The organism is Marinobacter confluentis, assembly GCF_004785685.1.
Classification (GTDB): Bacteria; Pseudomonadota; Gammaproteobacteria; order Pseudomonadales; family Oleiphilaceae; genus Marinobacter; species Marinobacter confluentis.
This window is the reverse complement of the sequence record NZ_SRPF01000001.1, coordinates 1057616-1081876: the sequence shown is the minus strand read 5'-3', so window position 1 is coordinate 1081876 and position 24261 is coordinate 1057616. Positions and strand designations below refer to the sequence as shown.

Below are 24261 nucleotides of genomic sequence, written 5' to 3'. Positions count from 1 at the left end.
CGCACGATTCTGCCTTCTGTAACGGTTTGTTACGTCGACACAAGTCACACTTCGTTGGGCTGGCCGCCGGTACTAGTTGAAGAAACCTTCCTCGCGGGCAATGAGCAGCAGGGCGTAGACACCGTTTTCCGGTAATTGGGGTTCCAGGCCTTCGTCGGTGAGCAGTTGGCGGCGACGATCATCCAGGGCTTCGCGGGAAAGGGAGGTTACCAGGGATTCGATGCCCACGATCTCAAAGGGAGGCTCGGAATCGACCGCGTCGAAAATCATATCCACCAGCACTTCATCCGGGTCCATGCCGTCCACGTAAACTGTCTGGTCCGGAAGGTCCTGATGAAGTTCATGGACAATTTCGATTAATGGAACGCCCTGTTCCTCCAGATAGAGCAGGTCGAAATCGCCCAGGTCACCGTCGTCCGGAATCCAGCTGTCGTCGGGGGCAATCACCACGGTTTTCATCTGGCCGTTTTCCAGTGACCAGGCCATAGCTACCGGAAACAGGGCGTCTTCGGTCTGGCAGTACTCGATATCGAGAAAACGCGGCTCGGGCAAAATCGGATCTCCCTTTAAAAGGTCGACAATAGGGCGAAAGTAGGACGAAAGGCGCCATCATGCCATACTGACGCCGCTTAAATCAGTTTATCAGGGGCTTTTTCAGAACCACTATGAAACACGCGGATTTTAATCAACAGCTGATCGGTTTTCTCAACGCTTCACCCACGCCATGGCATGCAGTCGCCAGTATGAAACAGATGCTGGATGAGGCCGGGTTCGAGGCTCTGGACGAAAAGGAAGACTGGAGTCTGGAATCGGGCAAGGGCTATTATGCCATTCGCAATGGCTCGTCCATTGTCGCCTTCCGAACCGGCAAGCGCGCGACAGATCAGGCGGGTATTCGCATGGTCGGCGCCCACACCGACAGTCCCTGCCTGAAGGTGAAGCCCAATCCGGAACTGCGCCGCAAAGGCTATCTGCAGCTTGGGGTAGAAGTATACGGTGGCGTGCTGCTCAACCCCTGGTTTGACCGCGATCTGTCCCTGGCCGGTCGTGTGACTTATCTGGATGACGCCGGCAAGGTTCAGGACGCGCTGATTGATTTCCGCAAGGCTATTGCCTCAATCCCCAGCCTGGCCATTCACCTGGACCGGGAAGCCAACAGCAACCGCACGGTCAATGCGCAGACCGATCTGCCGCCGGTGCTGATGCAGGTGCCGGAAGGCGATAACACGCGCTTTTCAGACATTTTGAAAGACCAGCTCCAGAGTGAGCACCCGGGAACACAGGCCAGAAAAATCCTGGGTTACGAACTCGGTTTCTACGATGCTCAACCGGCTTCCCTGGTGGGCCTGAAGGACGACTTCATCGCTTCAGCGCGGCTGGATAACCTGCTGAGCTGCTTTATCGGGGTCCGGTCGCTGATCGACGCCTCAGGCGAGGAGCCGGCTTTGCTGGTGTGTAACGATCACGAAGAAGTGGGCAGCATGTCCGCCGAGGGCGCCCAGGGGCCTTTCCTGGCATCCATCCTGGATCGCTGGTGCGGTGCGGGTCGCGGCCGGTCACTGGCCCGGTCGATGATGATCTCCGCCGATAACGCCCATGGCGTGCACCCGAACTACATGGACAAGCACGATGAAAACCACGGCCCCCTGCTGAATCAGGGCCCGGTGATCAAGGTAAATCACAACCAGCGTTACGCCACCAACAGTCGTTCCGCCGCCGTCTACCGGCACATCAGCGATGAGCTTGGTTTGCCATACCAGACGTTTGTGGTGCGCAGCGATATGGGCTGTGGCAGCACCATTGGGCCACTGACGGCGGGAAATCTGGGCGTGACCACTCTGGATATCGGCGTGCCGCAGTTTGCCATGCATTCCATCCGGGAAACCGCTGGCGCCAGAGATGGCGTAACGCTCTATCAGGCGCTGCGTGAATTCATGCAGTGGAAGACGCTGTTCTAGTTGGAAAGGGTGTTCAGAAGAAGTGGCTCCCCGAGCTGGGCTCGAACCAGCGACAAACGGATTAACAGTCCGTTGCTCTACCAACTGAGCTATCGGGGAACAAAGCTGGAATGGCGCGCATAGTAGGGGCTTTCCAGGAAGGCGTCAACCCCATGAATTGAAAGGTTAAATTTTGTACGACCCGGTATCAGATTACAGACCACCGCTCTGGCTGCGCAGCGGCCATGTCCAGTCCATCTGGCCATCCCTGTTTCGCTCAGTCGAGGTACAGGCTCCGGAACCGGAAGTACTGCCTACCGATGATAGCGATGAACTGCACCTTGACTGGTACCGACAGGGCAGTGACCGGCTGGCGGTTCTGTCCCATGGTCTGGAAGGCCATAGCCGACGACCCTACATCCAGGGTCTGGCCCGGGCGTTGCTGCGGGAAGGATGGGACGTGCTGGCCTGGAATTTCCGCTCCTGCGGTGGGGTGATGAATCATCAGCCACGCTTCTACCACAGTGGTGCGACGGGGGATCTGGATTGTGTGGTCAGGCACGGCCTGGCGCAAGGGTATGACACATTGGGGCTGGCGGGTTTCAGCATGGGCGGCAACCTGACCTTGTTGTATCTCGCTGAGCAGTCCGAACAGATCGACAGCCGCATCTGCGGCGGCATTGCGTTTTCCGTTCCCTGTGACCTTGCCGGCAGTGCAGACACCCTTGCGCGGCCCAGCCGCAAAATCTACATGCAGCGGTTCCTGAGAGACCTGAAGGTAAAGATGGAGGAAAAGTCGAGAAAGTTTCCTGATCTGATCGATACTGCCGGCTTCGACAATATTCAGACCTTTCACGAATTCGACGACCGGTTCACCGCTCCGCTGCACGGATTTTCTGACGCTCAGGATTACTGGGCGAACTGCTCGGCGCTGGGGCGGTTAAAGGACATTCGGGTGCCAGCTCTGATGGTAAACGCTCAGGATGACCCGTTTCTGTCAGCCCGATGCTTTCCATCGGATCCCTCGGTTCTGGGTGCCCATGCCCGCGTGGAATTCCCGAAGTGGGGCGGGCACGTTGGCTTTGTCGATCAGGCAGGCGGTGGCTATTATTGGTCAGAGCGGCGAGCCGTCAGACACTTTGCGTCCCTATTGCGCTGAGACCGAGGTTGCGCTGAGAGCGAGCTGACTCAGTCTGTCAGCATCGGCTCGAGTACGGGCCAGACGTTGTCCAGCAGCTGCCCCTGGGCTTCCGCTGTCGGGTGAATGTCATCGTCCTGCATCATGCCTTCCTTGTCGTAAATGCCGTCAAGAAAGAAAGGCACCAGCTGCGTGTCGAAACGATCCGCCAGTTCGGGAAATATGTTTGCAAAAGCGCTGGTGTAGCGCTCGCCGTAGTTGGGGGGAATCTGCATGCCGACCAGCACAACGTCTGCATTTACAGCCTGGGACTGCTCGATCATCTTCGAGATGTTCTGCCGGATGACCTGGGGCGGGAACCCACGCAGACCGTCGTTGCCACCCAGTTCAATCATCACAACGTCCGGCTGATGACGCTCCAGAAGGTCCGGCAGGCGCCGCAGGCCCCCGTCCGTGGTCTCCCCGCTGATACTGGCATTGATCACCTCCCATCCTTCCAGGTCCTGTTGGTCGAGCCGCTCCCGTAGCAGGGCAACCCAGGCTTCTTCTGTCTGTACACCATAAGCAGCGCTTAGACTGTCGCCCATGATCAGGAGTGTGCCCTGGCTGGCATATGCCGGGGCGAAAACAATCATTAAAGCGATGAAAACTATTGATCTCAGGCGTCGGAATGCCGTATCCATAAGAATCCTGTTTATCGTGAAGAATTCAATATTACCCTGGAGACCCCGTGAGCGACCTGAGCGAACATCATTCTCAAGATTTACGCCCCATGCTGAAAGTCACCGATCTGTCTCACCGGGTCAGTCTGGAAACTGATACGTTGACGATCTTGCAGGGGGTCAATCTTGAAATCAACCGCGGTGAATCCGTGGCGATCGTGGGCCGTTCCGGTTCTGGCAAGACAACACTGCTGGGTCTGCTCGCGGGGCTGGATACGCCTACCGAGGGCACGGTGGAGCTGGATGGTGCCATGATCAGTCAGTTGGGTGAGGATGAGCGCGCCCAGCTTCGTTCCCGCCGCGTGGGTTTTGTATTCCAGTCCTTTCAGTTGCTGCCTGCGCTGACTGCCCTTGAGAACGTCATGCTGCCCCTGGAGCTGAGCGGTTCAACCGGCCCCGAGGCCAAGGCCAAAGAGCTGCTGGAGCGGGTTGGCCTTGGCGAGCGGCTTTACCACACGCCACGCCAGCTTTCCGGCGGCGAACAGCAGCGGGTAGCCATTGCCAGGGCCTTTGCTTCGGAACCTGCGGTGCTGTTCGCGGATGAGCCTACGGGTAACCTTGATAACCGCACCGGCCACGACGTATCCGACCTGCTGATGACCCTGAACCGGGAACAGGGCACGACCCTGGTGATGGTCACCCATGATGAGCGGCTGGCCGCCCGTTGTGGCCGTCAGTTTTCTATCGAAGCCGGCGTTCTGACCGAGCCTGCCAGGTCAGCTGAGGCCGAGACCGGAGCAGTAAACTGATGGCTGCTTCCCAGAAACTGATGTCCGTGCGCCGGGACTGGCGCGAGCGGGACGTGCGGGTGGTGTTGTCCGCACTGATCATTGCGGTTGCTACCGTCGCTACCATTGCCCTGTTTGCCAGCCAGTTGCAACGCACACTGGTCACTTCTGCCAGTTCTTTTCTGGCGGCAGATCGCCAGCTTGAATCCGAAAATGGCCGCGAAATTCCGGAAGCCTGGCTGGAGGAAGCCAGTAGCCGGCGGATTCAAACCGCCCGGATGGTGGAATTCTCGACCATGGTTTACGGCGCCGACAATTTCCAGCTGGTGTCGGTGAAAGCGGTAAACGATGCCTATCCTTTGCGTGGCCAGGTAGAAATTCAGGAAGGTGCCGATGCACCGCGCCAGTTGGTGACCAGCGGCCCCGCCCCGGGCGAGGTCTGGGTGAACCCACGTCTGTTGCGCCTACTGGAACTTGAAGTCGGTGACACTCTGGATGTGGGTAATCGGCAGCTGAACATATCCGGGCTGCTGGTTCGCGAGCCGGACGGCGGTTTCCGGATGTCGTCGCTCGCTCCCAGAGTGATGATGCATTCCAGTGATGTGGCATCCACTGAGGTGATTCAGGAGGGCAGCCGGGTTGAATACGTTTATCTTTTCGCGGGCGATGAGGGCGCTCTCAATAACTATTATTCCTGGCTGCAGCCACAGCTGGAACCCAGCCACGAATGGGAAGGTGTCCGTGATGGTGAAACCTTCTCTGAATCACTGCAGCGGGCTGAACGCTTTCTGCTACTGGGTGGCAGTCTGGCCGTTATGCTTGCGGCGGTTGCGGTCGCAGTTGCCAGCCGCCAGTACGCCATGTCCCAACGAGACACAGTCGCGCTCCTGAAAACCCTGGGCGTGAACAGCAAGGGCATCGGCCGGCTTTATCTTCGCAGACTCGGCCTGTGGGGGCTGGTCGGGGCCATTGGTGGGCTGCTGGTGGCCCTGCCACTGTTCTGGCTGCTGTCCAGTGTACTTGGCGATGTTCTGGAGCAGCAGGTGGATATGCACCTGGACCCCAATGCCCTGGCACCGGCACTGCTGACGGCGCTGGTGTCGCTGTTCGCGTTTGCCTATCCGCCTATCAGGCGGCTTAAAAATGTACCGGCCATGCGGGTGCTCAGAAGCCAGCCGGGAGAGTCGGGCCGGGAAGCGATACCGGATATGGCCATTGCGATTTTCGCCATCTTCGGCCTGGTATGGATGTACGCCCGGGAGGTGTCGCTGGTGCTGGCCCTGCTGGGCGGCCTTGCCCTGCTGTTGGGGACTCTGGCAATGCTGGGCTGGGTGCTGGTCACCACACTCCGGAAAATCAGCGGTGGTGGCAATGCCTGGCGTCTGGCGCTGGTGGGGCTTTACCGGCATCGGCGGGCGAGCCTGTCGCAGATTGCCGTATTTGCGATGACCTTGATGCTGGCGGCCACACTGATTCTGGTACGAACGTCGCTGCTGGACGACTGGCAGGCGCAGCTTCCAGACGATGCCCCCAACCACTTCCTGATCAACATTGCCCCGGATGCGGTCGATGGCGTTGAAGAATTCTGGGCCGAGCGGGGCCAGCCGCTGCGGGATCTCTATCCGATGGTCCGGGGGCGGTTGACCGAGCTTAACGGGCAGCCGGTCAAAGAGGCTGTCACCAAGGAAGAGCGGGTCGGGGCTCTGAACCGGGAACTGAACCTGACCTGGATGGAGAGCTTGCCGGATGACAACGAAATCGTCAGTGGTCAGTGGTTCCGGCCCGGGGATCAGCGGGGTGTTTCCATCGAGGCAGAACTGGCCGGTAAGCTGGGGGTGGAAGTTGGTGACGAGCTGGGCTTCACCATCGGTTCGGACAAGGTCACGGAGACCGTCACGAGCATACGCACGGTGCAGTGGGACAGCATTAAGCCCAACTTCTACATGGCGTTTCCGCCGGGCGGCGGGCTGGACGACATGCCTGCTACCTGGATAACGGCCTTCTATCTGCCGCGGGATCAGAAATCGGCGCTGAATGAGTTTTCGCGGCAGTTCCCGACGGTATCGCTACTGGAAGTCGACCATATAATCGAGCGCATTCAGGAAATTGTCCGCCAAGTAACCCAGGCTATCGAAGCCATACTGGCTCTGATTCTGGCCGCTGCACTGGTGGTGATGGCCGCCGTGGTTAGCGCCACCATGCAGGAGCGACAGCGAGAAGGGGCGCTGCTCAGAACCCTGGGTGGTCGCCAGTCATTGCTGGTTCGCAGCACCATGCTGGAATTCGCACTGCTGGGTTTCTTTGCCGGTATTCTGGGGGTGATTGCGGCGGAAGCTGCGGTCTGGGCGTTGCAGTTCCGTGTGTTCGAAGGCCAGTTCCAGTGGCACTGGCAGGCGATTCTGCCAATACCGGTGATCAGTGCGCTGGTGCTTGCGCTCTTCGGGCGCTGGCAGCTCAAACCGGTGCTGAGTGTGTCACCAATGCTGTTATTGCGAAGGCTGGAATAACGGTGGCAGGAGTGCCCGGGCGGTCCCCGGCCCGGGATCAGCGATAGTCTGCGAGAATGGCGTCTATGCGGCCATTTTTGCGCATCGCGGCAAGTTCACGATTAAAATCCCGGGCAAAGGACTGCCACTCCGGCCGGAGCATGATCCGGAAACCGACTTCGCTCAATGAAGCAGGGCTGACCCTGAATCTGTTCCTCATGCCTTCGTTGAACAGTATCCATTGTCCGACCAGCCGGTCGGCAATGGCGGCGTCCAGCTCGTCTCCCTGCAGAACGTACACGAAAAGATCCTGATCCCGGGATACGTCAAATCGTTGAATCTGGCCCGATTCAAAATGCGGTCTGAGCGCTGGATAGTGATAACCCAGGTGGGTCACCAGGGTCAGGGAAAAGAGATCTTCGACCACGCGGAAATCGTGGGGTGAATCGGTCGGGAAGAAAACCACTTCCTCAATGTTCACGATTGGATCCGTGAACACAAAGTCTTCCGGGTTGCCGGTCCACTCGATGGCCCGGGACGTTCCGTCGATAAAGCCTTCCAGAAGCATCTGGTCGACCCGTTTACGGGGCACTTTGTGGGCCTCGACCTGATACCCCAGACGACCCGCAATCTCCTCAACCACTGTCCACATGATTCCGTTGGTCTGGTTATCTTCGGTAATCAGATAGGGAGGGTAGCCGTTCGGGGAAACATTAAAACGAAAGACCCGGGTCTCCGATGGCAGGTCAGCAGAGTAATGGTCCTCCGCATGGGCGAGCGGCCCCAGAGGCATCAGAAACGGGACGGCGAGGGATGCAAGCCAGAAATTAGCGCGGGGACTACCCATAGGCGATCTGCTCTGATTGATGACTTAAGTCTCATTCATGCGGCTTGTCCCTGCCAACGATAATGCATTCTGCGTGTTTGAAGGGTTGGTTTCAATGCCGGATTCGGGGACGCAGCCCGCCGGTGGCAGGCTGCGATTCCTGGCATCAGGCCCAGGCGCGCTTCAGAACCTCTCTGGCATCCTCAAGAAGTACTTCCTTGGGGTTGAACATAATGGAACCATCATCCAGCGCCACTTCAGCGATGGTCTCCAACTGGTCTTCCGTCACGCTGCCGGTTTCTTTCAGTGTACGAGGCAGTTTGCAGCGTTTGTGCAGCTCATCGCGAAGTTTGCGCAGGGATGAAATGCTGGCCTCTGCACGGCGGTTCGACGGCGTGGCGGCATAGACTTCCGGGCCATCCAGGTATAACAGCAGCTCGCCCAGAGGTTCACGGATGGTTTCCAGATTGTATTCCAGTACATAGGGCAGGTAGAGGCTCATGCACAGGCCATGGGGCAGGTGGCAGATTGCGCCAGTCGCATGGCCGAGTGCGTGAACCAGGCCGACCATGGAATTGGAGAAGGCAATGCCTGCCATGGTGGATGCCTGAGCCAGCTCCAACCGACCTTCGGCATCTTTGGGATTGTCCATAACGGTCAGTAGCGAATGGCTGATTTTCTTGATGGCTGCCGTCGCATAGGCATCGCTCAACGGGTTCTTCGCCATACAGGTGAAGGCTTCGGTGGCGTGCGTCATGGCGTCCATCGCCGTTGCCGCGGTGATATGAGGCGGCAAGGTCAGCGTCATCCGTGGGTCGATCACTGCGGCATTTGGCAGCAGGAAGGATGACGAGAATGGCAGTTTGACGGATTTTTTGGTGTCGGTTATCACCGCAACAGACGTAACTTCAGAACCAGTTCCGGCGGTGGTGGGCACTACCAGGAATGGCTTCAGCGGCTTTTTGATGACACCGGCGCCACTGTATTTCGCAATATCATCACCGCCTTCGGAAACCAGAATATTGACAGCCTTGGCGGTATCGATAGCGGAACCACCGCCGATTGCAATCAGTGAATCGCACTTTTCGTTTCGGTAAATACCGGCAATGTCTTTTACCACGCTGGTTGACGAATCCGGGGGTACGTCATCGTAAATGCTGATGATTTCGAGGCCGCTCTCTTCGCAGGCGGATACAACCGGCTCGAGTAACCCGGCTGCGCGGACACCTTTATCGGTGACGATCATGGGGCGTTTGGCGCCCATACCGGTCAGCTCGTAAGGAATATGTTCCAGGGCCGCTTTACCGGCAATGACTTTGACCGGGCAGAAAAACTCGTAGTACTTGTTGCTCATGATGCTCTCGCTGTCTCAACAAAATTGGTGGCCACTTTCAGGTAGATCCGCGCTGCGCTGATCAGCTTTTCGGGTAAATGCAGGGATTTCGGATACTCCTTGACCGCACGCTGAGCCACCAGTTTCGGCAGAATGAAGGTTTCCAGGCGGTTCAGGATGCGGGTCATCCGCACGGCGTAGCTGATCTCGCCGTTGACCAGCATGCGATCATTGGCGAAAGCTACTGAAGTTTTCTCCTGGAAGGACAGCACCAGAAACGCGTGGGCGATGTGTTTGAACTGAATGGACAGATCAATCGGGCGCGGGGCTTTATCGCCATGGTAATGGAGACGGCCACTGCCAATGTGTTCGACAATCAGCCTTGAGCCGTGTGGCATGACCATCATTTCGAACAGAAAACCGTCTGGCAGGGCACGGGCTTCAGCCTGAACTGCTGAGTCTATTTCACTGACCGCCTGAAGCGCACGGCCCATAACCTGAAACATCACATCTACATAAAGCCGCCGAGCCTGGAACACCATCGGCTGGATGTGTTTTGCGAACATGGCAAAACTCCGGTTGTTGACGAGGTATTCCAATTTTTAGAGTTATTGCTCTAAAAGTCAATGAGGCAGCTGACGCTAATTCGACGTCAGTTCGGCAAGCTTGCGCTGCGCCTCTGCGGCCACGGCGCCTACGGCCTTGGCTGCCGTGCTGTAATACTGGACCGCTTCCTCCCGGCGGTTCTGCTTCACGGCGATGTCCCCAAGTCTTAAATAGGCGATGGATGTGGGTACGGTTTCGTTAGCGCGAGTGAGACTGTCCCGGGCTTTGGTGAGGTTGTTCAATGCCAGGGCGGTCAGCCCGCTGTTTAGCTGATAAGAAAACATTTCCGGGTAGAGCGACGTGGCTTTGTCAAAGTCCGCTGACGCCTGTTTTAGCTGGTCTTTGGCTTTGTAAATCTGACCCCGGAACGAGTAGAAGGCGGCTTCTTCAGGTTCAATGCGAATCGCTTCGTTTATTTCCGTGATCGCTTTGTCCAACTGGTCATCATTGGCCAGTTTCCGGGCCCTGTCATAGGCGTCATAAGCAGGCTGTCGGCTGCGCAGGAACGCGGTTTTTTCCTGATAGGCTTCCCGCCCGCGGTAACCACCGGCGCCTATTTTGTTGACCAGCTCCTGGTTTTCACGAACCCGCTTCTGGGACGGTGGGTGGGTGGCAAACATGCCCTGCAGAAACCCGGGGTTGTTGCCTTCCGACAGGCGAACGAAGAGTTCCTGAAGTTCAACGGCTGCCTGTGGGTCATAACCTGCGGCTTTCATGTAGCGGATGCCATAGGCGTCCGATTCCAGCTCATCGCCCTGACTGTATTGTGCCAGCGCCAGCTGCGCGCCCATGGCCGCGCCGCCCATGATCAGGCTTGCCCACTCGTTATCAGAAATGGCATAGCCAAGCCCGGCCACCCCAAGGCTGATCAGGGTGCTTTGCTGCATGCGCTGGACACTGTGCCGCGCGGCAGCATGGACGATCTCGTGGCCGAGAACCGATGCCAGCTGGGCTTCGTCTTCAAATTCGGTCAGCAGACCCCGATTGATCGCAATCTTGCCCCCGGGCAGTGCCCAGGCGTTGGGAACGCTACTGTTAAGGACAACGAATTCGTAGGGCAGGTCAGGGCGGTCACTGACCCGCGCCAGTTTCATGCCCACCTCCTGCACGTAAAGGTTCAGCTCCGGGTCCAGATAGAACTGGCCGCCCTGGGTCTGCTGGGTGGGCTTGTATTGCTCTGCGCCAATCGATAGCTCCTGGCTTTCCGGAATCAGCGACAGCTGCTTTTCACCGGTCACCGGATTGGTGGAACAGCCTGCCAGCACAAAGCTAATCAGTAGGGGGAGAGTAAAAGAGTAAACGCGCCTGAACATCATTGAATTAAGCTCCTTTTCGATGCCATCTGCATGGGTTATACCACAGTCCCCGGGGTATAAGTGACCCCGTGATAATAGTGCTCCGAAGCATCAGTGGTTGCGCTGATAGAGCCTGCAGTGACAATGGGTTATCCTTTGCGGTTCTTCATGAAATTCTGACTTCCGGAATAACCGAATGGGAATTTACCTAGAACTGGTCGCACTGGTCTGGTTTCTGGTCTGCTGGGTTGGCTACAGCCTGTATTCAAGACGCGCTGCCAGCAAGCGGCCCTGCCTGTCGAACACGCTCGACCTCTACAGAACGGACTGGATGCGGGTGATGCTGTCCCGTGACAACCGGATTTCCGACGCCTCGGTCGTGGGTAATCTGGAACGCAACGGCGCCTTTTTTGCCTCCAGTTGCCTGCTGATTCTGGCCGGTATCATAACCGCCCTGGGCTACACCCAGCAGGTGATGGAAGTGTTCAGTGCCATGCCATTCGGCACCCTGCCTTCCCGCGAGGTTTTTGAGATGCGGATGGTACTGCTGATGGTGATATTCATCTATGCGTTCTTCAAATTTACCTGGTCCATGCGCACCTATAACTTTCTGGCGGTACTGATTGGCGCAGCGCCACTGGCAGGGGACACGAAAACAAGCCCGGCTGCCCGTGATGCTTTTGCAAAGAGCGCCGCTACCGTGTGCAATCAGGCCGGGGACGCCTTTAACCTTGGGCTACGGTCGTTCTATTACGCGCTGGCGGTGGTTGCCTGGTTTGCCCATCCCGTTGCATTTATCGGGGCATCTACGCTGATCGTTGTTATTCTTTATCGTCGGGAGTTTCACTCTGATGCGCTGATGGCCTTGCGCGCCGGCAAGGTATTCGACGACCCTGTTTCAAAATCCGACGCTCATGATAAAGCCCCTGACTGATATGAACGATTCCCTGCGAATGGAACGGGTGCGCCGCTTCATTGCCACCCTGAATCAGGCCTGCGAACTGGGCCTTGCCGTCGAATCCGCCCGTGAGGGCCAACTGGTGATGCGCCTACCCTACAGTGACCACATCATCGGCAACCCCGACACCGGCGTGATCCACGGTGGCGCCATTACAACGCTGATGGATACCGCCTCCGGGTCGGTGATCATGTGCGCCCTGGACGAGTTTGAACTCTGCCCGACCCTGGACCTTCGCGTGGACTACATGCGCCCGGCCGAGCCCCACAAGCCGGTGTTCGCCCGGGCTGAAACCTACAAGATTACCCGCAACATCATCTTCACCCGCTGTGAGGCTTTCCAGGAGAGCGGGGAGACCATCGCCAACTGCGTGGGCACCTTTATGCGAATTGGCAAGGAAGCGACCCCGAAGGCCTATCGGGATCTGATCACGGGAGGGGAAGATGACCAATCCTGAAATCCTGAAATACACCCAGGAAACCGGTGACTTTTCCCGCATGCTGGAGAGCATTCCCTACGCCCGGTTTATCGGCCTGGAATGCGACCGCTTTGGCGATGACCTGATATTCCGCCTGCCGCGCAAGAAGCAGAACCTGGGCAATCCGATTCTGCCGGCCATTCACGGTGGTGTGATCGGCGGTTTCATGGAGCTGTCTGCGGTGATTTACTTAATGATGTCCCAAGAAGCGTTGCGCATGCCGCGCATCGTCGATTTTTCCCTGGACTATCTCCGCGCCGGTCTCGACCGTGAGACTTTCGCTGAATGCCAACTTACCCGCCAGGGTAATCGCGTAGCCAATGTGATGATCACTGCCTGGCAAAAATCCCGGTCTCAGCCTATTGCTACGGCCAGAGTCCACTTCCTGCTAGAGGATTGAATTCCTCCTTCATTTGGCCTTGAAAAGGCCCCGTCTGACCCCATCTCTGGATCCATGCCATGCACTGGTGCAGGCAAGCAGTTGGAGATGGGTTTACGAAACACGCCTCGAGACGTCCCTGTGCGGCTCGGGCTCCGCCATCCATGGCTCCGCACGGTTCCGTAAACCCATCTCCAACAGCTCGCTCGGGCGCTGTGCAGGAATCGATATTACTCAACAGTTTGGTGGTGTGGGTACGAAGCCCTGTCCAAAACCGTGCGGAGCCATGGATGGCGGAGCCCGAGCGTACAGGGACGTATTTACAGCGTGTTTTGGACAGGGCTTCGTACCCGCACCGCTCCACTGAAGCTTGTTTAGCAGGAGATCAAGACGCTATGACGGTTGAAACGCAGAAAGAAACGCTAGGGTTTCAGACTGAGGTTAAGCAGCTGCTTAACTTGATGATCCATTCCTTGTATTCCAATAAAGAAATCTTCCTTCGTGAATTGATTTCCAATGCCTCTGACGCAGAAGACAAGCTGCGCTTTGCCGCACTGAAAGATGACAGCCTGTTTGAGAGCGATCCAGACCTGAAGATACGGCTGGATTATGACTCGGACAAAAACACCGTCACGCTGTCCGATAATGGCATCGGTATGAGCCGTGAAGATGTCATTCAGAATCTGGGTACCATTGCCCGCTCCGGCACCGCCGAATTCCTGAAGCAGCTATCTGGTGACGAGAAGAAAGACAGCAAGCTGATTGGTCAGTTTGGTGTGGGTTTCTATTCGTCATTCATCGTGGCTGATGAGGTCGAAGTATTTACCCGCCGCGCCGGCACCCCGGCCGAGGAAGGCGTGCATTGGCAATCCAAGGGCGACGGCGAGTTCACCATTGAGAACGTCGACCTTAATGAACGCGGGACCAGAATTGTTCTGCACCTGAAGCCCGAAGCCAAGGAATTTGCCGATGGCTTCCGCCTGCGCAATCTGGTCAAGAAGTATTCCGATCATATTTCCTTTCCGGTGGAAATGAAGTCCGAGTCCGAAGAAGAGGACAAAAAGGGCGATTACGAAACCGTCAACGACGCCACTGCGCTGTGGACCCTTTCACGCAGTGAAATCAAGGACGAAGACTACAAGGAATTCTACAAGCATATTTCCCACGATTTTGAAGACCCGTTGACCTGGTCCCATAACCGTGTGGAAGGCAAGCTGGACTACACCAGCCTGCTGTATGTGCCGGGCCGGGCGCCCTTTGATCTGTATAACCGGGAAGCGCCCCGTGGCCTGAAGCTGTATGTGCAGCGGGTGTTCATCATGGACGACGCGGAGCAGTTCCTGCCGCTGTACCTGCGTTTCACCAAGGGTGTGATCGATTCCAACGATCTGTCCCTGAACGTGTCCCGTGAGATTCTGCAGAACGATGCCACGGTAGACAGCATTCGCACCGCCGTGACCAAGCGCGTACTGGACATGCTGTCCAAGCTGGCCAAAAAAGAGCCGGAGCAGTACCAGCAGTTCTGGAATGAGTTCGGCACCGTGATCAAGGAAGGTCCGGCGGAAGACTTCAGCAACCGCGAGAAGATTGGCGGTCTGTTGCGATTTGCCTCAACCAACACCGGCGAGCAAACCCAGAACGTGTCCCTGGATGACTATATCGCCCGGATGAAGGAAGGCCAGAGCAAGATCTATTACATCACCGCCGACAACTTCATGGCCGCCAAGAGCAGTCCGCACCTTGAGGTGTTCCGCAAGAAGGGCGTCGAGGTGCTGATCCTCACCGATCGCATCGATGAGTGGATGATGGGCTACCTCACCGAATACGACGGCAAAAAATTCCAGGACGTCGCCCGTGGCGACCTGGATCTGGGCGAAGTGGAAACCGAGGAAGACAAGAAGCACAAGGAAGAAGCGGCCGAGGAGCACAAGGACCTGCTTGAGCGCATCAAAAAAGCGCTGGACGACCGGGTTCAGGAAGTAAGGGTGACCAACCGCCTGACCGATTCTCCCGCTTGCCTGGTCGTCGGTGATTTCGATATGGGCGCCCAGATGAAGAAGATCATGGAAGCCGCCGGTCAGAAAGTGCCGGACGCCAAGCCGATCTTCGAAATCAACGTGGACCACCCGCTGGTTCAGCGTCTTGAAAAAGAGCAGGGCGAAGACCGGTTCGGTGAGCTGTCTGCCGTGCTTCTGGACCAGGCTACCCTGGCCAGTGGCGAGCAGCTGCCGGACCCGGGTGCTTACGTCAGCCGGTTGAACCGCCTGTTGCTTGAACTGGCGAACTAAGGCCTGGAAACTGATGTCGGATTACGCCGAGGGCTAATCCGACAATCAGACTGGAATAAGATGCAGCAAATCATCGTGGACCTCCTCATCAGCCCTGACGAGTGGATAAAGATCTACGAGGGCACTGCTACCGATGTTCACACCACGGCCCGGGACGGACGCTCTGTCCGCTTCCCGGCCCGTATTCTCTCCCGCTTTTACCTCAAAGACGGCATCAGGGGCAGCTTCCGAATCCTGTTCGATGATCAGGGTAAATTCGTAAGCGTCGAGCGCCTCGCCTGAATATCATCTGACCGCAAAACTCATTACAATGCGGCCCTGCACGAATTCTGATCACCTGTTGGACAAACACCGATGCGAATTATCCTTGCCCCCATGGAAGGTCTGGTTGACGCGCCCATCCGCGAGACACTGACGGGTGTCGGCGGGATCGATCGCTGCGTTACCGAATTCATTCGCGTCACTCATGGCATGCTGCCGCCCCGTATCTTTTACAAATTCGCACCCGAGCTGGAAAACCAGTGCCGCACCCGTGCCGGAATACCGGTAGCCGTGCAGCTGTTGGGCTCAGACCCGGACCAGATGGCCCTTCATGGTGCCAGGGCGGCCGAACTCGGTGCGGGGCAGGTGGATATCAATTTCGGTTGCCCGGCCAAAACGGTGAACAAGCACAAGGGCGGCTGCGTGCTGATGCGCGAACCGGAGCTGATGCACGGCATCACGGCTGCGGTGCGCCGTGCAGTGCCGGCGGACATCCCGGTAACCGCCAAAATGCGCCTGGGCTATGACGACCGCACCATGGGCGTTGCCTGCGGCCAGGCCCTGGAAGCCGCGGGGGCTTCGGAAATCGTGGTTCACGCCAGAAGCAAAATGGACGGTTACAAACCGCCTGCCTACTGGGAAGATGTCGCCAGAGTGCGTGAGGCTGTTAAGACCCATGTGATTGCCAACGGTGAGATCTGGACGGTCGCAGACTACTGGCGATGCCGGAAAGTGTCCGGCTGTGAGGATGTGATGATCGGCCGCGGCCTGATTGCCCGCCCGGACCTGGCCCGGCAGATCCGCGCCAGCCAGCGCGGGGAATCGGTGCCGGAGCTGAGCTGGCCGGAAGTGGTGGCCCTGATCGACGATTACGCCGCTGCACTCAAAACCCGCCTGGAAGACCGATTCGTTACCGGGCGCATCAAGCAATGGCTGAATTACCTGCGTGGCGGATACTCCGAAGCCCAGGCCCTGTGGCCAGCCGCCCGAAAAATCCGCGACGTGCCGCCCATGCTGGACTGCCTGAAACAGCCGGTTCCCGGCATTCGGGCTGCCTGAGCCGCGGAAATTTCGCCGACCCTTTGCGTTTATTTGTTTTCCGGTACGTATTAAATGGGTGCCAGAAGAAATAACAAATAACGCAACGGAGGCACCATGAAATCAACCCGCTCCAAATCGATGAACGGCCGCGTGACGTCATTGGTCACGGCCGCTGTCTTATCCACCAGTATTGTTTTATCGCCGGCCATGGCCGACGATCAGGCTGTCAAAGTCACGCCCCTCGGCAGCCATGACGGCGAGTTCTGCAGCCGCGACCGCGCCCTGATATTTGAAGACCCCAACGGCACCCGTATTCTCTATGATGCAGGCCGCACGGTGGCTGGCGCGGATGATCCTCGCCTGGGGGATATCGATGTGGTTCTGGTGTCCCATATGCACGGTGACCATGTTGGCGATCAGCGCATCACCGCAACCAACGCGGGCACCTGTGCCAGCCCGGAAACGCCGGAATCGGCATTACCCCAGTCCAACACTGTGGATATCGCCCTGGAGAAAAAGGCGACCATCCTGACCGGCAGCGAGATGCCCGCTTTCTTCGCCGCCAAGCTTAAAAACGGTGGGGGTGACCCTTCGAAATCGGCGCTGGTGCGCTTTGGTGCTAACCGGACCATTGGGGACGTCGACTTCACTACCGTGCCTGCCGCTCACAGTAACGGCGTATCGCCCAGTTTTCTCACCGGTCCGCTGGCGGACTATCTGGCGGCAGCGGGCGTAGGTGCCAGCGTTGGGCCACCTACCGGTTATGTGATCACTTTCTCTAACGGTCTGGTGGTCTATCTCTCTGGGGATACCGGTATCACGGCGGAGCAGAAAACCGTGGTTGGTGATTATTACGGCGCCAACCTCGTGGTGATGAACATTGGCGATACCTTCACCACAGGCCCGTCCCAGGCGGCCCACGTTGTGAATGATCTGATCCGGCCGGCGTCGGTGATTGCCTCACACGCCAATGAGGCGGCCACTGAAAACGGGAAAGTGAAAAAAGGCACGCGCACTGCCGCGTTTATCGAGCACGCCAACATGGCGGTTCACGTGCCCCTGAGCGGTCAGACCATGGCCTTTGGCGGCAACGGCAAATGCGTCAGCGGTTGCTGATCGCCATCCAATAGCGGTAATCACAGGGCTGAGCGTTGCGCTCAGCCCTGGTTTTCCATGTCAGATGAATAGCTCCCCAGTGCAGCCGCACCATTGAGCCTGGCGCGCTTTGTCATGGCCTTGTGCGCGGCACCCCGATTAGCCAGTTCACCCTTCCACGCGTGTTGTGCTGGTTCCTGTAATGCCCGCCCATAGGAGAAACTCATGGTCCAGGGCAGGTCGGCGTGCTGGTTCATGGCATTCAGGTTGAGTGTTGCTTCCTCGGGGGTCTGGCCGCCGGACAGGAAGAAGATGCCGGGCACTGCTGCCGGAACGCAGCGGCGATAGGTCCGGATAGTCATGGCCGCCACCTGCTCTGGTGAGGCCTTCGGCGAGTCCTTACCGGGGGTGATCATGCTGGGTTTCAGGATCATGGTTTCCAGGTTCACGCGATGCAGGTCCAGCGCCCGGAACACGCCCCGAATCACCTGTTCACCCACTTCGGCGGAGCGCTCGATAGAATGGGCACCGTCAATCAACACTTCCGGCTCTACGATTGGCACAATGCCCAGGGACTGACAGATAGCTGCGTAGCGGGCCAGGGTCTCGGCGTTTGCGCCGATGGCCAGTTCGGAAGGTAGTGTGTCTGAAATGTGAAACACGCAGCGCCATTTGGCGAAACGGGCGCCCAACTCTCGGGCAGCGGACAACCTGGCTTCCAGGCCGTCCAGTCCGAAGATAATTTCCTCATCCGGCGCATTAGCGAGGGGCCCCTTGCCTTTATCAACCTTGATACCGGGCACGATGCCCTGGCTGGCCAGTAATTCGGGCATGGGAATGCCGTCCAGATTTTTCTGCTCCAGCGTCTCCTCAAACAGAATCACGCCGCTGATGTGTTCATTCAGCCCCGGTGCAGAAAAAATGATGCTGCGGTATTGCTGCCGCATGGCTTCCGTGGATTCCACACCCACGGCCGTAAAACGCTTGGCAATGGTCGGGTTGCTCTCATCGGCAGCGAGAACGCCTTTGCCGGGTTGGACCAGCTCGCGAATCGTCGCCTGCAATTCTTCCTGAACTGTCATGCTGAACTCCTCTGATGAATCTTTGGAATCGGAATGATCTGAAGAGAGTCTACCAATAACTGAGCTTAACCATCAGCCCTTCTTATTCGCAGTCATTAGTAAGATCCATTTCCCGACTCCGTAAGAAACTTTTACTCTTATCGACTCTTTTACTGAACGCCTGAGGGAATCCTGATGAGTCGTAAATTTGAAAACCGCGTGGCTATTGTCACCGGAGCCGCTGCCGGTATCGGAAAATCTACAGCCCTGGCGTTTGCCGAACAGGGCGCTGCGGTGATCGTTGCTGATATTGACAGCCAGGCCGGCGAAGCTGTCGTGGAAGAAATTCGCCAGGCGGGTGGTGTGGCACAGTTCATCCGCTGTGATGTCACCATTGATTCAGACGTTGAGGCAATGGTCGCCCTGGCCACCAACGAATACGGCCGAGTGGATTTTGCCTTCAATAATGCCGGTATTGAGATCGAACACAGCAAACTGGCCGACGGCAGTGAGAACGAGTTTGACCGCATCATGGATGTGAACGTGAAGGGCGTCTGGCGCTGCATGAAGCATCAGATCCCCGTTATGCTGGCGCAGGGCGGCGGTTCCATTGTCAACACCGCATCCATTGCTGGACTTGGGGCTGCTCCAAAGATGAGTATCTACAGCGCCAGCAAGCACGCGGTCATCGGGTTGACCAAATCAGCCGCCGTTGAGTACGCCAAAAAAGGGGTTCGGGTAAACGCCGTTTGCCCCGCCGTCATTGACACCGACATGTTTCGCCGCGCCGCAGAAAGCGATCCGCGAAAGGCGGAATACGCAGCGGGGATGCACCCGGTCGGGCGCCTTGGCAAGCCAGAGGAAATCGCTGGCGCCGTGCTTTACCTCTGCTCCGACGAGGCTGCATTTACAACGGGGGTAGCGCTGCCACTAGACGGTGGTGCGACTGCTGTCTGATAGGGTTTGGTCTCCAACATGGCCAGCGCTTCAAAGGCCCTTGGCCTCTGGTGTGGTCGTGGGTGTAACAGCCGGGCAAGAAAACGACCTGCGGCCCCATCGATCTCGGCGGCTTGCTCCTGAATTCTGGATGGATTATTGCGAAGACGTTCCAGCATTTCCTTGACGGTCAGTGTGGGATTGATGGGTTTGCCCCTGATCAGGGTCATCACTACCAGGCCGCACTGGTAGACGTCACTGGCGCTGGCCCAGAATTTTCCCTGGGCCTGCTCTGGGCTCAGATACCTCGGGGCAGCAATGCTCATCTGGCTGGGCAAGCGCAAAACAAAGGGCAGGGCGCGGCTTCTGGAAATTCCGAAATCAATCAGCCCGACGGTACCGTTGTCACTGAGCAGCACATTATTGGCGCTGATGTCACCGTGAAAGATGGGTGGCGTTTGCTGATGAAGGTGGGCAATGCGTCCCAGCAGTCCGGTTGCGAATGATCGCCAGTCAGCGGTCTTCAGCCAAACATCAGAGCTTTCTGCGTTGATTGATGTCAGCCGTTCGGCCAGGCTCTTCCCCGGCAGTCGCCGGTAGCTAACGTAACGTCGCCCACCCGGCGTAAAACCATGATCAATAAACTCTGGCAGCCCGGGCGCCCAATTCAGCTGCCTGATAAGCCGGATTTCCGCGTCCTGTCGTCGGTCATGCAGCAATGAGCCGACCTGATCCAGGGTTTTGGTGTACACCTGACAATCAGCGTTCATTCCACCCCCACGTTGTCCCACATGAAAAACGGGTCGCTGGCACTGAGCATTGAGTCGTTCAGTCGTGCCTCGCTCTGCATACGGACAACCGACGTTGACATGAGCGGTATTCGCCCGGCTTCAACGATGTTGTCATAGATGCCTCTGAGCGGCCCGGGCACGGTATCACGGCTTCGAGGCACCATATCGTTGGACCAGTCCATGGCACTGTAGAAAGCGTCGGGAAGTTCGAAGAAAGGCTCATGGCCGTAAATCACAAAGATGCGCAGCAGGTTGGCATCCTGAATGTTCAGGTCACTCCGGGCCCCGATGGTTGGATCGACATAGCCGGCGACCTCTTCTGTTCGGCACTCCTGGCTTTTTTCGTAGGCTTTTTCCGGACGGTCTATGTTGTTTCCCATGGCCTGAAGATAGGTCAGATAGTTCTGCTGGGTGGTGGTCCAGTCCGCGCCGGTTTCCTGATTATCGGCAGCCACCGAGGCCCTGGAAATGAATTCCTTGTACATGGGCGTTGGTGGGTCCTCGACCCAGGTCTGCCAGAGTGGATCCAGTTCGTTGGCAACGAAGCTGTCCCATTCGCTGACCGGGGAGCCGTTACGCTGGTTGCGCTCCCGGGCATCGCCAATAGCCTGTTCAAAGGCCTCCATGTTCAGGGTATCTCTGGATGGAACCCGGCCGGTGCCAGCCTCGAGAACGGTGACTGTTGCTATAAGTTCGTCGACACGTTCCATGGGGCCCCAGTCGGGGGAATCGGGGGTGTAGGTTTCACGGTTTCTTGGGAGGCAAGTTCCCAGTAATCCGCCTCGTTTCGTACAGTATTCTATGGATTCAACATCAGCTGCAGCGAAGTCTGCTTTGAAGTCTTCTGCTGCGACTCGGATCAGTCTATACATCTCGGAGGCATCTATCTCTGCGTTGTAATACCGGTCAATAATCCCATCCAGTTCGCTAGCAAAGGCTTGCCCGCGAGGCCCGCTAACCTCGTTAATGTACTTCTCTGCTATAGAATCACCGGAAATGCTTATTCCGTCGCAGTCATCGATCAAACCTGCGGATTCGCAGTCGGTATCCTGTTCTTCTTTTAATATATCCGCATTCCAGGTAAAGGCCCCGACGATATCTCTGACTGTGCTCACCGAGGGCTCGCTGAAAGAAGGCGGCGTGGAAGGATCCTCATAGTAGGGGATGGTCACCGGCTCGCAGATTTCGACCATGCTGCTCGCCGCGCCCTCCGGATTCCCGGTGCGTCGCCAGATGCCCTTGTTGGGGATTTGTGTATAACCGTCCAGGGATTCACCAAAATCATCAAAGGCCTCCTGCACCGGGTTGGTAATAGCGATGCCATAGAGCGTGCCGGCACTATTGAGGTCCGCCAGCGCGGTCAGTGCTGCGCCAGCCCTGGTTGCATCGCCTTTGCTGGTGAGTTCGATTCCCTCCTCGTAAGTCTCAAGCAGTGTCGTGCCCGACATCAGGCCCGAGTCGAAGCCGGCCACCGCGGACGGGTCCGGAAGCGCCCAGTCAACGCCCTCAGCTTCACTGCTGCCACCAGCAGGCGCAGATCGGGATCCGTACATCGGGGCCAGCCCGTTCAGCAGCCCGACGGCCATTTCCAGACTGTCAGCGTGGGACACGGCCCCTGCTCGCGCTGCCATCAGCGCCGCGTAGTCGAGCGTGGTTTTTGCATTGCTGACCAGGGCCAGTTGAATGGTGCCAATGGCCGCAACCAGTGCAATCACCACAATCATGGCGGCGCTGGTCGCGTGCAGGGCACCCCTCTGGGTGTGTCCGGGTTTACGAGTGTTCACTGCGCCTCCTCGGCCTCCAGCGGGCTCAGGCGTTCGTTGCTGGTATCCGGGCGGTCGGCCTCGGACATGCGTTCAATGGCTGCCATGACAGCACGGATTTCTTTGGAGATTTCCCCGGGCCCGACGTCAGCGCGATACTGGGCCAGGTCGCGGTAGGCGGACGTCAGGTTCAGCGCGGCGCGATTGTAGTAGAACCTGGGGTTGGAGCTGCCGATGTCCTCAATTTCGGCGTAAAGGTCCCGGGCCCGGTCATGTTCCTGCAGGTAGTAAGCGATGTTGGCTAGTTTCAACAGCACGTCCGGATTGTCGGGCTGACGCTGGTGAACCAGTTGGTAAGACTCCCTGGCCTTGGTGAACTGGCCCCGGGCATAATACTGATCAGCCTGTTTCCAGGCTTCGAGTACCTCGGTCGCAGCCGGCTGATCTTCCTGGGAGTTCATCGGCGCCATGGCACAGCCCCCGATAAGCAGGGATGCTGACAACAGGGCCAGACAGACGCCTGTTTTTCTGCGGGTTTGTCTGCTATTGAATTCTGTCATTCTGGGCTCCTGTCGTGTCGTTTAAGGCCAGGTTGGCTTTCTGGTACCACTGTGACTGGGGTGGGGCTGAATCGATGACTCGACGCCAGTAGTCACTGGCCGTTTCCGGGTCTGAATATTTCAGGCGATAGCCAAACCGATACAGGCGTTCTGCCTGTTGATCCATTTTCGCCATGAATTGACGTCCCTCGGGTATCTGCTTGCCAAGCTCAGCGGCCCTGGCGTAGAGGCTATAAGCCATATGCAGATCGCCAGCGGCCCGGGCACTTGCGGCTCTGGCCTGCAAGGCTGCACTCGATGCCTGTGGGTCAGAATCCGGTGTCTCTGGGGTACTGTCCTCATTGCCTTCGGCCAGGGTGTTACGGTTGCCCTGATCCGGCTTCTGTTCTGGCTCAGGGGCCGGCGCCTGTGGTTCTGCCTGTTGATCCGCTGAGGCAGGCGCTGGGGGGCTGGTCTGGACAATTCTGGTGAGGGCTTCAGGCTCATTGGATGCAACTGACTCCTGCTTTGGGGGCTGTGGCTTCTTGGCAGGGTCTGGCGACGAATCTGGCAGAGCCTCAGACTTTGGGGCCGACTGTGGTTGGGCTTGTGGCTCCGGATTTTCTGGGATCTGTGGGGCGGTTTCCTGATTCGGCGCCTGGTCTGGTTCCACAACGGTAACGCGGGAGTCGGCCTCATCCGCTGATAGCAGAAACTTCAGGCCAAAGACGCTGGTTGCAACCACCAGCACCACGGCCAGTGCAATCCATTTTGCCGGGCGTTTTTTAGGGTTGGAGTCCGCTCTGGTTTCGATCAGGGAAAAGTGAAGGGTGTGATCGCCCAGCTGAATTGTGGCGTTATCCGTCAGTACCGCCTGGTCGGTTTCTACCGTGTCGACGGCCATGAACAGACCGTCCTGGGCTTTCTCAATGGTGCAGACGCCGTTTTTCCGATCCTGTTCCAGGCGAGCGTAGAGACCGTCCGGTCCCGGCCCCCTCAGTGCAAGATCAAAGCGCCGGCCGTTACCAATCTCGACAATGGGTTCCTTGGATGTCAAACGGGCACCGGATAGGGCGTCATGCAGGGAAATTTCAACGTCCTGTGGCGGATCCGTTTTTGTTGCGACGGCGTTTTCGCTCCCTGTGACTTGCGGCTCCACTTCATCCAGGCCGAAAACCGGGGTCTTATCCGGGTGCTGTTCACTGTCTTTAACCATGGCTGTCTGTCCTGCTCAGTCTCAGTGTGTCCCCGATCTCCAGTCCTGTTGCGGCAATGCGACCGGCTGCGGTTTCGAGGGCTATAGCGGCGTTTCGGCCACCCCGGAAAAAACGGCGAGGACGACACTCCGGCCGCAGGCCGACAACGTTCAGCTGCTTATCCAGAAAAATCACGTCAATCGCGAATTTCATGCCGAAGGTGTGAATGTCGCTGCAGGGTGAGAGCAACAGACCTTCTTCCGGATCCAGGCCCCTACGCCCCATCAGGCCCCGTAACCGAGTGGTGAAACTGGTGGCCAGCTGCAGGGGGCTGGAAATGACTCTGCCGTCGCGATCACGGGTGATAATTTGATGTGACACTCGATGATTCATGGCGTTACTCC

24 protein-coding genes and 1 tRNA gene are annotated in these 24261 nt (G+C 57.7%); 12 read left to right on the top strand and 13 right to left on the bottom strand.

The genetic code is table 11. From position 1 onward, the window contains the following. Nucleotides 1-72: 72 nt before the first annotated feature. Nucleotides 73-552: a hypothetical protein gene (locus E5Q11_RS05055; protein ID WP_135802273.1), complete on the bottom strand. Its 480-nt coding sequence runs from the start codon at nucleotides 550-552 to the stop codon at nucleotides 73-75. Between the two features lie 113 nt (nucleotides 553-665). On the opposite strand from E5Q11_RS05055, the gene E5Q11_RS05050 reads away from it, so the two are divergent. After that, nucleotides 666-1958, top strand: a complete 1293-nt coding sequence (locus E5Q11_RS05050) for a M18 family aminopeptidase (RefSeq protein WP_135802272.1) — start codon at nucleotides 666-668, stop codon at nucleotides 1956-1958. A 23-nt stretch (nucleotides 1959-1981) separates the two neighbouring features. Here the strand turns inward: E5Q11_RS05050 and E5Q11_RS05045 are convergent. Next, nucleotides 1982-2057, bottom strand: a tRNA-Asn gene (locus tag E5Q11_RS05045). Between the two features lie 73 nt (nucleotides 2058-2130). Here E5Q11_RS05045 and E5Q11_RS05040 point away from each other — a divergent pair. Continuing rightward, on the top strand, nucleotides 2131-3096 hold the full coding sequence (locus E5Q11_RS05040) for a YheT family hydrolase (protein ID WP_225314941.1): 966 nt from the start codon (nucleotides 2131-2133) through the stop codon (nucleotides 3094-3096). A gap of 29 nt (nucleotides 3097-3125) precedes the next feature. On the opposite strand, the gene E5Q11_RS05035 is transcribed toward E5Q11_RS05040, so the two are convergent. Further along, nucleotides 3126-3758, bottom strand: a complete 633-nt coding sequence (locus E5Q11_RS05035) for an arylesterase (RefSeq protein WP_135802271.1) — start codon at nucleotides 3756-3758, stop codon at nucleotides 3126-3128. A gap of 89 nt (nucleotides 3759-3847) precedes the next feature. Between E5Q11_RS05035 and E5Q11_RS05030 the strand changes: the two genes are divergently transcribed. Beyond that, nucleotides 3848-4546 (top strand): ABC transporter ATP-binding protein, encoded by a 699-nt coding sequence (locus E5Q11_RS05030; RefSeq protein ID WP_135802270.1) that lies wholly within the window; start codon nucleotides 3848-3850, stop codon nucleotides 4544-4546. Next, entirely contained in the window at nucleotides 4546-7032 is a 2487-nt protein-coding gene (locus E5Q11_RS05025; RefSeq protein ID WP_135802269.1) for an ABC transporter permease, read from the top strand. Before E5Q11_RS05030 ends, E5Q11_RS05025 begins: the two co-directional genes overlap by 1 nt. 37 nt (nucleotides 7033-7069) lie before the next feature. Here E5Q11_RS05025 and E5Q11_RS05020 read toward each other — a convergent pair whose 3' ends face one another. From E5Q11_RS05020 to E5Q11_RS05005, 4 genes are all read right to left on the bottom strand, one after another. Continuing rightward, on the bottom strand, nucleotides 7070-7858 hold the full coding sequence (locus tag E5Q11_RS05020; protein WP_135802268.1) for a substrate-binding periplasmic protein: 789 nt from the start codon (nucleotides 7856-7858) through the stop codon (nucleotides 7070-7072). 145 nt (nucleotides 7859-8003) lie between these two features. Then, nucleotides 8004-9191 (bottom strand): iron-containing alcohol dehydrogenase, encoded by a 1188-nt coding sequence (locus E5Q11_RS05015; RefSeq protein WP_135802267.1) that lies wholly within the window; start codon nucleotides 9189-9191, stop codon nucleotides 8004-8006. Beyond that, nucleotides 9188-9736, bottom strand: a complete 549-nt coding sequence (locus E5Q11_RS05010) for a hypothetical protein (RefSeq protein ID WP_135802266.1) — start codon at nucleotides 9734-9736, stop codon at nucleotides 9188-9190. Before E5Q11_RS05010 ends, E5Q11_RS05015 begins: the two co-directional genes overlap by 4 nt. A gap of 75 nt (nucleotides 9737-9811) precedes the next feature. After that, the gene (locus E5Q11_RS05005; protein WP_135802265.1) at nucleotides 9812-11092 is read right to left on the bottom strand and encodes a M48 family metalloprotease; all 1281 of its coding nucleotides are present in this window, start codon (nucleotides 11090-11092) and stop codon (nucleotides 9812-9814) included. A gap of 175 nt (nucleotides 11093-11267) precedes the next feature. Here E5Q11_RS05005 and E5Q11_RS05000 point away from each other — a divergent pair, with 175 nt between their 5' ends. The 7 genes from E5Q11_RS05000 to E5Q11_RS04970 all read left to right on the top strand — a co-directional run bounded on the left by E5Q11_RS05000 (nucleotide 11268) and on the right by E5Q11_RS04970 (nucleotide 17592). Then, a complete protein-coding gene (locus E5Q11_RS05000; protein WP_135802264.1) occupies nucleotides 11268-12005 on the top strand; it encodes a DUF599 domain-containing protein in 738 nt (245 codons plus the stop codon). 1 nt (nucleotide 12006) lies between these two features. Then, complete coding sequence (locus tag E5Q11_RS04995; RefSeq protein ID WP_135802263.1) at nucleotides 12007-12486, top strand: PaaI family thioesterase; 480 nt, start codon at nucleotides 12007-12009, stop codon at nucleotides 12484-12486. Then, entirely contained in the window at nucleotides 12473-12907 is a 435-nt protein-coding gene (locus E5Q11_RS04990) for a PaaI family thioesterase (protein WP_135802262.1), read from the top strand. The genes E5Q11_RS04995 and E5Q11_RS04990 overlap by 14 nt, the downstream gene beginning before the upstream one ends. 374 nt (nucleotides 12908-13281) lie before the next feature. Further along, nucleotides 13282-15174, top strand: coding sequence for a molecular chaperone HtpG (gene htpG, locus E5Q11_RS04985; RefSeq protein ID WP_135802261.1), 1893 nt, complete (start codon nucleotides 13282-13284; stop codon nucleotides 15172-15174). Nucleotides 15175-15234: 60 nt separating this feature from the next. Continuing rightward, complete coding sequence (locus tag E5Q11_RS04980) at nucleotides 15235-15456, top strand: DUF2835 domain-containing protein (protein WP_135802260.1); 222 nt, start codon at nucleotides 15235-15237, stop codon at nucleotides 15454-15456. 72 nt (nucleotides 15457-15528) lie between these two features. Next, nucleotides 15529-16494: a tRNA dihydrouridine synthase gene (locus E5Q11_RS04975; RefSeq protein ID WP_135802259.1), complete on the top strand. Its 966-nt coding sequence runs from the start codon at nucleotides 15529-15531 to the stop codon at nucleotides 16492-16494. A gap of 96 nt (nucleotides 16495-16590) precedes the next feature. Continuing rightward, nucleotides 16591-17592, top strand: coding sequence for an MBL fold metallo-hydrolase (locus E5Q11_RS04970; RefSeq protein WP_318527260.1), 1002 nt, complete (start codon nucleotides 16591-16593; stop codon nucleotides 17590-17592). A gap of 41 nt (nucleotides 17593-17633) precedes the next feature. On the opposite strand, the gene E5Q11_RS04965 is transcribed toward E5Q11_RS04970, so the two are convergent. Then, nucleotides 17634-18653 carry a class I fructose-bisphosphate aldolase gene (locus tag E5Q11_RS04965; RefSeq protein ID WP_135802258.1) on the bottom strand — a complete coding sequence of 340 codons (1020 nt, stop codon included), beginning with the start codon at nucleotides 18651-18653 and terminating at the stop codon, nucleotides 17634-17636. Nucleotides 18654-18827: 174 nt separating this feature from the next. On the opposite strand from E5Q11_RS04965, the gene E5Q11_RS04960 reads away from it, so the two are divergent. Further along, complete coding sequence (locus E5Q11_RS04960; protein ID WP_135802257.1) at nucleotides 18828-19589, top strand: SDR family oxidoreductase; 762 nt, start codon at nucleotides 18828-18830, stop codon at nucleotides 19587-19589. On the opposite strand, the gene E5Q11_RS04955 is transcribed toward E5Q11_RS04960, so the two are convergent. The 5 genes from E5Q11_RS04955 to E5Q11_RS04935 are packed head-to-tail and all read right to left on the bottom strand — an operon-like array spanning nucleotide 19514 to nucleotide 24250. Further along, nucleotides 19514-20338, bottom strand: a complete 825-nt coding sequence (locus tag E5Q11_RS04955; protein ID WP_135802256.1) for a serine/threonine protein kinase — start codon at nucleotides 20336-20338, stop codon at nucleotides 19514-19516. The genes E5Q11_RS04960 and E5Q11_RS04955 overlap by 76 nt on opposite strands. After that, on the bottom strand, nucleotides 20335-22143 hold the full coding sequence (locus E5Q11_RS04950; protein WP_135802255.1) for a hypothetical protein: 1809 nt from the start codon (nucleotides 22141-22143) through the stop codon (nucleotides 20335-20337). The genes E5Q11_RS04955 and E5Q11_RS04950 overlap by 4 nt, the downstream gene beginning before the upstream one ends. Then, the gene (locus E5Q11_RS04945; protein ID WP_135802254.1) at nucleotides 22140-22682 is read right to left on the bottom strand and encodes a tetratricopeptide repeat protein; all 543 of its coding nucleotides are present in this window, start codon (nucleotides 22680-22682) and stop codon (nucleotides 22140-22142) included. The genes E5Q11_RS04950 and E5Q11_RS04945 overlap by 4 nt, the downstream gene beginning before the upstream one ends. Further along, nucleotides 22666-23877, bottom strand: a complete 1212-nt coding sequence (locus tag E5Q11_RS04940; RefSeq protein WP_135802253.1) for a hypothetical protein — start codon at nucleotides 23875-23877, stop codon at nucleotides 22666-22668. The genes E5Q11_RS04945 and E5Q11_RS04940 overlap by 17 nt, the downstream gene beginning before the upstream one ends. Continuing rightward, nucleotides 23870-24250 (bottom strand): DUF192 domain-containing protein, encoded by a 381-nt coding sequence (locus E5Q11_RS04935; protein ID WP_135802252.1) that lies wholly within the window; start codon nucleotides 24248-24250, stop codon nucleotides 23870-23872. The genes E5Q11_RS04940 and E5Q11_RS04935 overlap by 8 nt, the downstream gene beginning before the upstream one ends. Nucleotides 24251-24261 lie beyond the last annotated feature (11 nt).